At 52.4% G+C, this 11,639-nt stretch carries 15 protein-coding genes and 1 pseudogene; 2 read left to right on the forward strand and 14 right to left on the reverse strand.

Features of this window, described 5'->3' with window-relative positions:
* Positions 1–143 precede the first annotated feature (143 nt).
* Positions 144–1,052, forward strand: a complete 909-nt coding sequence (locus B880_RS0115160) for a LysR family transcriptional regulator (RefSeq protein ID WP_017348288.1) — start codon at positions 144–146, stop codon at positions 1,050–1,052.
* 48 nt (positions 1,053–1,100) lie between these two features.
* Here the strand turns inward: B880_RS0115160 and B880_RS0115165 are convergent, their stop codons facing one another.
* From B880_RS0115165 to B880_RS27380, 4 genes and pseudogenes are all read right to left on the reverse strand, one after another.
* Positions 1,101–1,316, reverse strand: a complete 216-nt coding sequence (locus B880_RS0115165) for a YdgH/BhsA/McbA-like domain containing protein (RefSeq protein WP_017348289.1) — start codon at positions 1,314–1,316, stop codon at positions 1,101–1,103.
* A 141-nt stretch (positions 1,317–1,457) separates the two neighbouring features.
* Positions 1,458–1,667, reverse strand: a complete 210-nt coding sequence (locus tag B880_RS0115170) for a YdgH/BhsA/McbA-like domain containing protein (RefSeq protein ID WP_017348290.1) — start codon at positions 1,665–1,667, stop codon at positions 1,458–1,460.
* A 150-nt stretch (positions 1,668–1,817) separates the two neighbouring features.
* Positions 1,818–2,222 (reverse strand): IclR family transcriptional regulator domain-containing protein, encoded by a 405-nt coding sequence (locus B880_RS25105; RefSeq protein ID WP_083482087.1) that lies wholly within the window; start codon positions 2,220–2,222, stop codon positions 1,818–1,820.
* Positions 2,179–2,334, reverse strand: a pseudogene (locus B880_RS27380) (IS200/IS605 family transposase); the annotation flags it as partial. The gene B880_RS25105 and the pseudogene B880_RS27380, both read right to left, overlap by 44 nt.
* A 51-nt stretch (positions 2,335–2,385) precedes the next feature.
* Between B880_RS27380 and B880_RS0115180 the strand changes: the two are divergent.
* The gene (locus B880_RS0115180; RefSeq protein WP_026042684.1) at positions 2,386–3,477 is read left to right on the forward strand and encodes an RNA-guided endonuclease InsQ/TnpB family protein; all 1,092 of its coding nucleotides are present in this window, start codon (positions 2,386–2,388) and stop codon (positions 3,475–3,477) included.
* Between the two features lie 17 nt (positions 3,478–3,494).
* Here B880_RS0115180 and B880_RS0115185 read toward each other — a convergent pair whose 3' ends face one another.
* The 10 genes from B880_RS0115185 to B880_RS0115230 form a co-directional block, all read right to left on the reverse strand.
* A complete protein-coding gene (locus tag B880_RS0115185; RefSeq protein WP_017348293.1) occupies positions 3,495–4,238 on the reverse strand; it encodes a UbiD family decarboxylase domain-containing protein in 744 nt (247 codons plus the stop codon).
* 189 nt (positions 4,239–4,427) lie between these two features.
* A complete protein-coding gene (locus B880_RS0115190; RefSeq protein ID WP_026042685.1) occupies positions 4,428–4,964 on the reverse strand; it encodes a PadR family transcriptional regulator in 537 nt (178 codons plus the stop codon).
* Positions 4,965–5,045: 81 nt separating this feature from the next.
* Positions 5,046–5,840: a siderophore-interacting protein gene (locus B880_RS0115195; RefSeq protein WP_017348295.1), complete on the reverse strand. Its 795-nt coding sequence runs from the start codon at positions 5,838–5,840 to the stop codon at positions 5,046–5,048.
* A 32-nt stretch (positions 5,841–5,872) separates the two neighbouring features.
* On the reverse strand, positions 5,873–6,601 hold the full coding sequence (locus tag B880_RS0115200) for an SDR family NAD(P)-dependent oxidoreductase (protein ID WP_017348296.1): 729 nt from the start codon (positions 6,599–6,601) through the stop codon (positions 5,873–5,875).
* 9 nt (positions 6,602–6,610) lie between these two features.
* Complete coding sequence (locus B880_RS0115205) at positions 6,611–7,042, reverse strand: GlcG/HbpS family heme-binding protein (protein ID WP_017348297.1); 432 nt, start codon at positions 7,040–7,042, stop codon at positions 6,611–6,613.
* Between the two features lie 284 nt (positions 7,043–7,326).
* Entirely contained in the window at positions 7,327–7,515 is a 189-nt protein-coding gene (locus tag B880_RS0115210) for a hypothetical protein (protein WP_017348298.1), read from the reverse strand.
* 160 nt (positions 7,516–7,675) lie between these two features.
* Positions 7,676–8,545 (reverse strand): helix-turn-helix domain-containing protein, encoded by an 870-nt coding sequence (locus B880_RS0115215; RefSeq protein WP_017348299.1) that lies wholly within the window; start codon positions 8,543–8,545, stop codon positions 7,676–7,678.
* Positions 8,546–8,714: 169 nt separating this feature from the next.
* Entirely contained in the window at positions 8,715–8,882 is a 168-nt protein-coding gene (locus B880_RS26120; RefSeq protein WP_017348300.1) for a DUF2474 domain-containing protein, read from the reverse strand.
* A 1-nt stretch (position 8,883) separates the two neighbouring features.
* Positions 8,884–9,888, reverse strand: coding sequence for a cytochrome d ubiquinol oxidase subunit II (gene cydB, locus B880_RS0115225; protein WP_017348301.1), 1,005 nt, complete (start codon positions 9,886–9,888; stop codon positions 8,884–8,886).
* Position 9,889: 1 nt separating this feature from the next.
* Entirely contained in the window at positions 9,890–11,311 is a 1,422-nt protein-coding gene (locus B880_RS0115230; RefSeq protein ID WP_017348302.1) for a cytochrome ubiquinol oxidase subunit I, read from the reverse strand.
* Between the last annotated feature and the right edge of the window lie 328 nt (positions 11,312–11,639).

Raw genomic sequence — 11,639 nt, forward strand, 5'->3', positions numbered from 1 at the left:
GGGAGGCTTCCTTTTTTTGCTCACATAAATCCGGTGTCAGGCACCGGTAAAATGATTGTCAGTGCATTTTGTACGGATTAAGGTGTTTACATCCATCAGCAAGAATTCACTTATGTGTTGCAAAAAACAGTACAGGAGTTGCCGTGAGTCCATTTTCTCGCTTTGCGCATTATTTTGCCGAAGTCGCCCGCAGCGGTAGCCTGCGGAAAGCGGCTGAGCGGCTTCATGTCTCTGCTTCGGCAATCAACCGGCAAATCCTGCAAGCGGAGGTCGAATATGGCCTGCCGCTGTTTGAGAGGTTGCCCGATGGGCTACGGATGACCACCGCGGGAGAACTCCTGCTGGATAATATTCAGCGCTGGCAGCGAGAGTTTCGCCTGACCTGCCACTATTTTGATGATATTCAGGGGGTGAAAAGGGGTCACGTTAGCGTAGGGCTGATTCAGGCGTTGAGTGATGGCTGTATGGCGGATGCCTTTGCCCGCATTGCCAGCGACTGGCCGTGGCTACGCCTCGATCTTTCGGTGGGGGACAGTTTGTCAATCAGCCAGCGCATTCGGCAGGCTGAAATCGACTTTGGTCTGGTGCTCGATCCTGAAGGGCAAAGTGGCCTGGATGTCCTGGCATTTGCTGAAATGCCCATGGGTGTGGTGTTGCCGACCGGACATGAATTGGCGGAACGCGCCAGTCTGTCACCTGGCGAACTCAGTGAGGAACGCCATATTATTCCCGGTGAGCCGCTCGTGGTTTATGACCGGGTGCGTTTGCTCTACCGGCATCATAGCCTGGCACCCGAAAATGCGATTGTGTGCAATGACATCCGGCTGATCAAATCGCTGGTTCGCCAGCGTGCCGGTGTGGCGGTATTAAGCTTGCTGGATGTGCTGGAAGAGGTTAAACAGCAGCAGCTCTATTTTGTCCCGTTGAAAGGGCAACTGATTCGCCCTCTGACGCTGGCGCTATGTACTGCACCTTCTCGCCAGCTTTCGCGTGCTGCGCAGATGACAATCAAAGCCATCAGCGGGGAGATTGAACGCCTGAATACCCGTTAAAAGGCATAAAAAAAGCCGCCTTGCGGCGGCTAAATCAACAGAGGGATATTATTTGTACAGCTCAGCGGTCATGTGCACGCCGTTATTGAAATTCGCTTCGGTGATTTTGTAGTTCGCACCTTCTTGCTGTGCCTGAGCAGCGATTTTTGCTTCTGCGCCATCCAGGGTTGAGCTGGTTGCAGTCACGCTCTGGGCGAAGCTGCCGAAAGAGATCAGTGACAGAGCAGCAACGGTAGCTAATGACAATGTTTTGATAGTTTTCATGGTCGGTATCCTTAATTTTGCGTTTTGCTTATCAGGTTCAGGCTGTGTGCCTGCGATGAAGTGATGATAACCTATGTTACTATTAGTGTGTTATCAATTAGTGCGGTTATCATTTCATCGTGTTTTTATCATTCTTTGCGATTATTTTGTCAGTTCAGCGGTCATGTGCACGCGGTTACCGCTGTAAGCTTCAGTAATTTTGTACTGGCTGCCTGCCTGATGTGCCTGAGCGGCAATTTTGGCTTCTGCACCATCCAGCGTAGAACTGGTTGCGCTGATGGTTTGAGCAAAACCCGCCGCAGAGAACAGTGAGAGCGCTGAAACTACAACTAAAGTTTTGATGTTTTTCATGGTCATTTCCTCAGAAGATATTGTTTGTTGTAAGGCGTTTCGCCTTGATGTAGGAAATGATAGGCCTGAACTGGCAAGGTTAAAAGCTGAACGATTTGCTGAACTAATTCAGTTAATTTGAATGATTTTTAGGCGAGTTCAGATCAGAGGCTAGCAGGAGAGTGCTGCCTCAATTTCAGCGCGACATTGCATCAATGCAGCTAATAACCGCGAACGCTGTTCGCTAAAACGTTGAGCGGGCACTGCAATGGATAAAGCATAGCGCTCTCCTGGTCCGGTCCTTAAGCTCACGGCAATACCACAGACGCCACGCGCGTGTTCTTCAATATCAGTAGCGTAGCGCTGAGTGCGGGTAACGATGAGATCGGCAAGGATCGCTTCGGGTGTCTCCAGACTCAATGACGTGCGTTTCTCTGGCTGTGGGCTAAGCAGTTGCAGAACCTCTTTGTCACCAGGACTTTTCGCGGGAAGCAGGTGGGGGAGGAAGAGCGAAATCCGCGCAAGCGGGATAATGAGGGCGGTTCTGTTGCTCAATGTATTTCTTAATGACTTCAAGTGGCGTTCTGCCCACGCGACCCGCGAAGTGCGACGGCGATCACAGCGTATTTGGCTTCCGTGCAGGTTTATGCAGGTCTTAATGGCGCCATGTCATGTTTCTGCTGCTAACGCGATAAACTCACCTTTATTGATTTAATGTTGACCTGTAATTTAGCGCGCCATGAGCATCCAGACCAAAACATTGTCAGTCAGGGTTAAAGACAAACATGCCGCCGTATTGCGGCAGATGGCCTTTGAGGTCAATCAGGTTTTTAATCTGGCAAACGAGATAACCAGAGCGGCCTACAGCAACGCGGGCGATTTTGGTGCGCAGGTTCCAAAATGGCTATCGGTGTTTGATGTTCAAAAACTGACGGCGGGGATTCAGAAAGAACGCGGCTATACCATCGGCAGCGCGACCGTACAGGAAGTGATCGCCGAGCACGGCAAGGCACGAAAACAGTTTAAGCGTTCCAGCCTGCGCTGGCGCGTCAGTGGTGGCGCTCGCCGTTCCCTGGGCTGGGTGCCGTTTAAATCGCGGGCGGCGCAGTGGCAGAACGGCTGCGTGAAATTCGCAGGCCACTTCTTTAAGGTCTGGGACAGCTACGGCCTGAGCGGCTATAAATTCCGCGCCGGGAGCTTTTCAGAAGACAGCCGGGGGCGCTGGTATTTCAATGTCTGCGTAGCGGTAGAAACCGCCCCGACCGCAGGCACAACCGCCGTGGGCGTAGATCTGGGATTGAAGGACTACGCCACCCCGTCAGAGGGTGAAAAGCTGGAGGCAGGGCGTTTCTATCGCGACCTGGAGCCCGCATTAGGCAAGGCGCAGCGGGCAGGCAAGAAAGCGCGAGTCCGCGCCATTCATGCCAAAATAAAGCACCGCCGCAAAGATGCCCTGCACAAGTACAGCACGGCGCTGGTAAACCGCCATGCGGCAATCTTCGTGGGCGACGTGAGCAGCAGCCAGTTAGCCAAAACCAGAATGGCGAAGAGCGTTCTGGACGCTGGCTGGGCGATGCTCAAAACACAGCTGAAATACAAAGCGATTGCGCGGTCAGTGGTGTTTGAAGTGGTCAACGAAAGATATTCCACCCAGGCGTGTTCGTGTTGCGGGGCTATCTCCGCGAACAGTCCGAAAGGTAGAGCAGGCCTGCGAATAAGAGCATGGACTTGTTGTGAGTGCGGAATCACTCATGACCGCGACGTAAACGCCGCAAAGAACATACTCGCGGCAGGACATTGCCGTCTGGCTGCAGAAATCCCTGCCGTTTAGGGCGGGGAGGATGTCAATTACTCAAAATCGGGTAGAAAACGTTTCACATCGACATGCATGAACTTCGAACGTTCGAAATGATGTTTCAGGTGAAACGGCACGGTGCAGTCGAACACGGTTTTCGTGGTCATTCCCGGTTGCAGGTTGCTCGCGCTGTACTCCGGCATTTGTGAAGGGTCCAGCGGGTGACAGCGGACGCCAGGGATCGTGATGGTGTCGATATCCCCTTGATAGCGGGTTTGCATCGCCCACAAGATGTCATCGGTATCGAAGATATCGACATCCTCATCCACCAGAATGACGTTTTTCAGCTCAGGGAATGCCGCAAAAGCAATGATCGCCGCCTGGCGCTGGCGTCCTTCGTCCACCGGAGAGCCCTTTTTAAACTGAATCACTGCCAGCAGCTTGCCGCCGCCCGATGTGAGGACAGGGTCCACGGCGTGATGCACGGATTCACGCAGCAAAAAGCCTAGCTTCTCTGGTGGGCAATCCAGCAGATGCCCGACACGCTCGCGGGTGGCCATCATTCCGGTCACTACGCGCACGCCGGGGAAGCCTTTCACCTGGTTAAACATCATTGCCGGACCCTTTCGGGTTGGACGTTCACAGGTGCCGCCTGCCCCGACATAGCGATAAACCCCTGACAGTTCGGCTTCAGGATTCACTTCGGTATCGGTTGAAACATATTCACCGGGGATGGTTTGCAAACGGGCAATCGCCGAGCGCAGATCGTGAACGGGGGACTTATTATTTTGCGACATGTTTTTCTCCTGGTATTAAAATAATGCAACGGAGAGAAAAATAGCGCCTGAGATTAATAAATAAAACTACCGTTTACATCTGGCTAATAAACCTTTTTGGTTTACGTAAATTAAAGAAAAGAGAAGTGCGCCATTAGTCTCCTGGCGCAACATTCAGAAATAGATTAGTGAGATTATTTTGTTTTATTCTCAGGATGATGCAATTTTTTCAGCCGCTTCGTTCATGGCGGCAATGACTTTATCCAGCGATGCCTGAGAAATATTTTCCTGCGACAGTCGCAAATTCAGCGCACTGCGCAAATTATGAATAGATTTTTCTACATCGGGAATATTGCGGTTATTCACCAGAACGGCCATGGAAGACAATCGCTGAATCAGGCTCGCGATCTGTTCGCTGCTTTCAGCAAGGATTTCACTGCCTGCTTTATTCAGGCTATAGGCTTTACGGGAAGCCTGCGCATCCACCACGGAGATAGCATCCGTCTCTTCTAACAACGTCAGATTAGGGTAAATAATCCCCGGACTGGGAGAGTATTCCCCTTTTGAGAGCTCTTCCACGGACTTAATCAGTTCGTAACCGTGGGCCGGACTTTGCGCAAGGAAGTGCAGCATCAGCAAACGAATATCGCTGGCATCCAGCATTTTCTCACGCCGTTTTCGGCGTCCCGAACAGCTACCACGAGAAGAAGTATCAGTAGGACAGACGTGTGCCGGAGGCTGTTTCATTACTTATCCAGGGGAGAATTCAAGGGAGGTAGATAGTAGTGTGCCACCCGGCAAAATTCAACACGGGTGGCGGCAATGCAGTTATTTCTTAAGATGCCAGTAAGCCACAGCGCGCACGTAATCGCTGTCGAGGCCACAGCGTTCAGTGAAATAGTCGCTGAGGGTTTTCACAAACTCGCCTTCTCCGGTGAGCCAGACGAAATACTCTTCGGTCGGAATTGAGACTTTGCTGATCTCTGCAATCAGTTGTCCCAGGTTATCGCTGTGCATATTGCCACTGCCCAGCCAGGTCACATTGATGCCGCTGAGGTCGCCAAGGTATTCACGGCCAGTGGCTTCATCAGCATAGGCAAAGACATGGACCTGCTCTGCCTGCAAATCGTCTTTACGGCGTTTGAACGCGGGCAGACCACTCTCATCCAGTACATATAACTGTACCGCATAGTCTGCCGGGATAATCAGTGAACCACGTGGGCCGCCCACCGCCAGTTTATCGCCTACTTGAGCCCGATCGGCCCAACCGCTGGCCACCCCGCCCTCGTGAATGTAGAAATCCAGCGTCAGGCTGGACTCGCCATCAAAAGCCAGTGGCGTATAGTCACGCGCGGGTGGACGGACGCCATCCGGCCAGACGATGCCTTCTTCCGTCATGGTAGGCAGTTGCAGTTCAGTACTGCCTTCCGCCGGGATAAAGACTTTGATGTGGTCTTCAAAGCTAGGGGAGTTGAAGCCCGCCAGATCTTCACCACTAAAGATCACGCGCCAGAAAGCGTTGGCGATTTTTTCTTTGCTTGCAACGGTAACGTGGCGGAAGCGTAATTCATTACGTACCCGCTGTGGTGCACGACTTACGGTTTCATTCTGTTTTTTAGCCAAAAGATAACTCCTGTGGTCAGCTGTGGCGGCACTTAGCCCAGCATTACGCCGCCATCGACTGCAATTTGTTGTCCGGTAATAAAATCATTTTTCATCAGGAACAGATAGGCATCGGCCAGTTCATCAATCTCTGCGGTACGCGCAAGCGGAATGATGGAGGCGAAGTGCTGTCTCGTCTGTTCAACCTGCTCTGTTGGCTGGTCACGCCATAACGGCGTAACGGTCCAGGTAGGCGCAACGCAGTTGACGCGTAGCTTTGGTGCCACTTCGGCGGCCAGCCCCTGAACCAGCATCACAATGCCCTGATTGCCAACTAAACTGGCGCAGGCGTGCTGCGGTTTCCCGCCGGTGCCTGCGGTAAAAATCACTGACCCGCCAGGACGGACTTTCTCCGCCGCCAGTTTGCCAATCAAAACATTCGTCAGGAATTTAGAGTGGATAACCCGCTCAATCAGCGCCATATCTGCGGCAAGAAAACCACCGCCCATGGCATCACCCACCATCGACACCAGATGATCACAAGGCATAATCTGCGCAAACGCCGCGCGTAATGCCTCGTGATCGTGTGCATCCACTGCCAGCGTAGCGCGAATTTCCGCCCCTTGCTGTGACAGCGCTTCACTGGCTTGCGCTAAACGCAGCTCATTGCGCCCGACCAGCGTCAGTACCGCGCCCTGCTGCGCCGCTCGCTCAGCAACACGGAAACCAATCCCTGAACTCCCACCCACCACTACCAGATGTTTGTTGTTTAAGTCAGACATGGTGTTTCCTTACTCGCCTAATGCCAGTGCGGCCTCAATGGCCACCAGAGAGTCATTCTCACCGTGCGCGCCACTGATCCCCACCGCGCCAATCACTTCACCGTGCAACCAGATTGGTACGCCACCTTCCAGTGGCGTCACCCCTGGCGTGGCCAGGAAACTCGGCTTGCCGCTGTTGATGAAGGTTTCAAACTCTTTTGACGGCGCCTGCAACAGTGCAGCCGTACGGGCTTTCCCTTGTGCCACCGCGGGGCTGATACCAATCGCATGGTCTGCACGATCGAGGGTGACTAACTCACCAGCCCGATCGACAACGGCCACGCTGATGTTCCAGCCATGCTGTGCAGCAACTTGTAAGGCGGCATCTGCCACTTTACGGGCAGCGGTATGAGAAATGGTGTGATGGCTCAGCGCCACGCTGGAATCAGATTGTGCTGCCATAATGTGCCTCTCGCGAATCCGCACATGTAGATAGTGGGTGAAATCGAAACTCATTCTCAACTTCCCACACCCTACTCATGATATATCTTATTCGCAATGTCATAAAATGCTATACCGATCGGTACTGATGAAAATAGCGCGTCTGGCTACATGTTGAAGGGACGTAAAGGATGGAGGTTTTTTACCGGCTGTTCAGGGACAGCGTGGAACGCAGAGGGAAGCGGTGCGTCTCACGCAAAATTGTTAATGATGTGTTATCGGAAAAGAATTGCTGCTACGCAGCATTAATTCACTGTGCCGTCACAGCCCGCCGCTGCACCACCGTCACCGCCGTAACGTGCATCACCAAAAATTTCCTGCGCCTGGCAGTTATTTTGCTGCGGATGTAATCCCCCTGCGAGTTGCGCATGGGCCTGGGTAGTGAAAGGCATGATGACCAGCACAGCCAGCATCATCAGAATTGAACGTTTCATGGTTTTTGTCGTGTTGTGGCCAGAGTTGGCCGGAATGCCATACAGATTGCAGTCAGAGCAGGCGTCATCGTCTACTCTGTCATCAGGGTTTATTTTACGCCACTGTGTGGAGAGGGATTATAAAATTGTGCTGAAAGCAGACGCCTCCAGCACATTCCGCTTAGTCGACGCGAGTCACCGGAATAGAGAACATGCCGGTGAGCCACTCACTGGACGATTGTTGCATCTCCAGACGCAGCAGATCTTTCCCCTCACGCCGCGCCACGCCCAGTTCCGGCAAGTGGTTGTAGTACATCTCAGCAATAAACGGGTTGATCTGTTCCGGCGTACCCTGCCAGTGGATAGTGGCATAAAGTCCCGCAGGTGCCGTCCAGCCAACAGCATGGGTGGTGAGCTTATCTTGATGATGACTCTCCAGCGCCTGATACAGGCTAATCTGCTGCTGCTCAGCCCCTGACTGCCCCGGACCATACTGGAACCCCAGCCAGCCGCGTGAGCTGTGCTGACCGGCAAAGTTCACAAAGCGCCTGGCATGTTCCGCTACGATGTTTGCCTGTTGAGGAACAAATTCGCCGAATGCGCACTCCCACTCCGCCACTTCACCGCACAAGTGCAGTTCATCACGCGTGATCAGTTGCGCCACACCACTGCCGTGTTCCGTACTGATGCGTCCGTGAAAGCCTCTGAAATGCAGCTCAGGAATGCGGCGGAAGACACCGGGCGTGATCATGAAATGACTTTTGAATACGCGGGTGAAATTTTGTTGGTTTTCAAAACCAAAACGCACAGCGATATCGATTAAAGAGAGGCGCGTCAGGCGCAGAGCCATCGCGGCGATGGTCAGGCGTCTTTTTCTGGTATAGGAGGCCAGGGTCTGTCCGGTGATCTCTTTGAACATACGCTGCATATGCCATCTGGAATAGCCGGATTTCGCCGTGATCGACTCGATGTTGAGATCGTCGGTCAGATTCGCTTCAATCCAGTCCACCAGATCGTGGATGTACTGTTGTTTTACCTGAAGACTAAGCATTTCCGTGCGGATCTTATGTGAAGAAAACTGATGAAATCGTCATCAAAATATAACAAAAACGTATTAGCTATGTAAGGAATGGTAAATGCGAGGCGGCAAAAACAGCACTATTTGTGCAGGGATTGATGCCCCCATCACCAGAGCAACGAGGGCCGGGATAACATTAACACTAATGTGTGCGCATACCCGCCGCAGACATCATCAGGCGAAATATCCATGCAACGCCTGCAAGGGCTAACACACTGGCGCTGTAAATCACCATCAGCCACAGGATTCGCTGCCACCACGGACTTTTGGGCTGCGTTTCTGTTTTCATCATGCCGACTTTAAATTGCATCTCAGTGATATCCTTCATCCGCTTTTATTTTCCCCCGGAATACGTAGTAGCTCCAGAAGGTGTAGCCCAGAATCACCGGGATAATCAGCAAGCCGCCAATCAGCATAAAGGCCTGACTGTTCGCCGGAGAAGCTGCCTGCCAGATACTGATGGAAGGCGGAATAATGTTCGGCCAGATACTGATCCCCAAACCGGAGAAGCCAAGGAATATCAGCGCCAGCGTGAGCATGAAGGGAGCATAGTGAGCCTCACGTTTCAGCGCACGAATGAGCCCCCATGAACAGAGCAGCACTAACAGCGGCACCGGCAGGAACCAGAACAGATTGGGCAGTGAGAACCAACGATGGGCAATGTCGTTGTGTGTGAGCGGCGTCCACAGGCTGATAATCCCCACCACAACCAGCAGCGCCAACGTCAGCGGCAGGGCCAGCGTTGTCATTTTGCGGTGCAGTTGATGTTCGGTTTTCATAATCAACCAGGTACTGCCCAGCAGCGCATAAGCAATCACCAGCCCCACGCCACAAAACAGGGGGAAGGGTGCCAACCAGCTCATCGCCGATCCGGCATAAGCCCGCCCCACCACCGGAAATCCGTTCAGAATCGCCCCAACGGCAACCCCCTGGCTAAACGTCGCCAACAGAGAACCGGCAATAAACGATTTATCCCAGAACGGTCGGTGCTCTTCCGTGGCTTTAAAGCGAAATTCAAACGCGACACCACGGAAAATCAGACCAATTAGCATGGCCGTCAGGGGGATTGAAAGTGCATCCAGCAGCACGGAGTAAGCCAGTGGAAAAGCACCGTACAGCCCTGCACCGCCAAGCACCAGCCAGGTTTCATTGCCATCCCAGACCGGTGCCACCGTGTTCACCATCATGTCGCGCTCAACCGGATCTTTGTTGAACGGCAACAGTAACCCAATGCCAAGGTCAAACCCATCCATAACGATGTACATCAGGGTACTGAAGACAATGATGGCAAACCAGATAACAGAAAAGTCGACCATGTTAGCGTTCCTCATCCTGACGGTTGTTGAGATGAGCAGCAGAAAGCGGGCGTGCCGGGGTTTTATGTTGCCCCGGACCACCGTGCTCAACTTCACTCCCTTCGCCCGTCACTGGGCCAGCTTTAATCAGGCGCATCATGTAGTGATACCCCACGCCGAACACCGAGCAGTACACGAGAATAAAGGCCAGCAAACTGATACTCATGTGCAGACCACTGTGCAGTGAAACCGCATCAATCGTCCGCTGAACCCCGTATACCACCCACGGCTGACGCCCCATTTCTGTGGTGATCCACCCGGCGAGTATCGCAATCAATCCCGAAGGGCCCATTAACAGGCAGAACCAGAGGAAAGGCCGCGATTCATAGAGGCGTTTTCTAAAGCGCAGCCACAGGCTAATCAGCCCCATGCCAATCATCAGCAGCCCCAGCGCCACCATCACGCGGAAGGACCAAAAGATCACGGTCGAATTTGGCCGATCTTCTTTTGGGAAGGTTTTGAGCGCCGGAATCTGCTTATGCAGACTGTGGGTCAAAATCAGGCTGCCAAGATAAGGAATTTCTATGGCATATTTAGTGCGCTCCTGTTCCATATCCGGAATACCAAACAGAATCAATGGCGTGGCTTCACCAGGAGGATTTTCCCAGTGCCCTTCAATGGCAGCGATTTTGGCGGGCTGATACTCAAGGGTATTGAGCCCATGGGCATCACCGAGAAACGCCTGAATCGGCGAGACAATCAGCGCCATCCACAGTGCCATCGAGAACATCTTACGTACCGCGGGATTGTTATTCCCGCGCAACAGATGCCAGGCCGCAGAAGCCCCAACAAAAAAGGCACTGGCAAGGAAGGCTCCCGTGGACATATGCAACAATCGGAACGGGAAGGAGGGGTTAAAGATCACCTTCAACCAGTCGACGGGGACCACCACGCCATTCTCAATAATGTAGCCCTGCGGGGTATGCATCCAACTGTTGGAAGCGAGGATCCAGAACGTCGAGAAAATCGTTCCCAGCGCTACCATGCAGGTGGCAAAGAAGTGCAGCCCAGGGCCAACGCGATTCCAGCCAAACAGCATCACCCCCAGGAACCCAGCCTCAAGGAAAAAGGCCGTCAGGACTTCATAGGTTAACAGCGGGCCGGTAATACTCCCGGCAAACTGAGAAAAACCACTCCAGTTAGTACCGAACTGATAGGCCATCACCAGGCCCGAGACTACCCCCATACCAAAGTTGACCGCGAAGACCTTGGACCAGAAGTGGTACAAATCACGGTAGGTTGTGTTGCGTGTTTTCAGCCACATCCCTTCGAGCACCGCCAGAAAACTGGCAAGACCGATGGTGATGGCCGGAAATATGATGTGGAAAGAGACAGTAAAGGCGAACTGTATCCTTGCCAGGTGGAAGGCATCTAATCCAAACATTGCTTACCTCGTTGCCAGCAGCAACACCAAGTGTTTCACTAAAAAATCAATAAATTGCAGCCAGGATGCACTGCGTTTTAATTAAAAGCTCACTGTAGATTTTAGGAAAAACACGAGACTGGAAACATAAACAGTCAGATGTATAAAAACTATAACAGTCAGAATTAATTTCGCGATTTTTTCTGATGGGAATTGAGTATGTTAAAAGTTATGAGCCTGACGTCGGGTAATGGGCAAACATGCGGGTTATTTACTGAGAGATTAACAACAGAAATTTATTCAGCATTTCACTAAGTTAAAAATATACAGGTGGAAATTAATGCGCCAT

Source organism: Pantoea sp. A4 (genome assembly GCF_000295955.2).
Taxonomy (GTDB): Bacteria; Pseudomonadota; Gammaproteobacteria; order Enterobacterales; family Enterobacteriaceae; genus Pantoea; species Pantoea multigeneris.